Origin of the sequence: Ewingella sp. S1.OA.A_B6 (genome assembly GCF_049889095.1) — a bacterium.
GTDB lineage: Bacteria > Pseudomonadota > Gammaproteobacteria > Enterobacterales > Enterobacteriaceae > Ewingella.
Genome location: NZ_JBLJFK010000075.1, coordinates 1 through 266 on the forward strand (window position 1 = coordinate 1; position 266 = coordinate 266).

Annotated in this window: 1 rRNA gene; it reads left to right on the plus strand. The window is 57.1% G+C overall.

What is annotated here, in order from left to right:
- Positions 1–266: ribosomal RNA gene (locus ACMV8I_RS21540) — 23S ribosomal RNA — on the plus strand; the annotation flags it as partial.

The following is a 266-nucleotide window of genomic DNA, read 5'->3' on the forward strand; positions in this document are numbered from 1 at the left end:
CGTAATAGCTCACTGGTCGAGTCGGCCTGCGCGGAAGATGTAACGGGGCTAAACCATGCACCGAAGCTGCGGCAGCGACGCTTATGCGTTGTTGGGTAGGGGAGCGTTCTGTAAGCCGTTGAAGGTGGCCTGTGAGGGCTGCTGGAGGTATCAGAAGTGCGAATGCTGACATAAGTAACGATAATGCGGGTGAAAAACCCGCACGCCGGAAGACCAAGGGTTCCTGTCCAACGTTAATCGGGGCAGGGTGAGTCGACCCCTAAGGC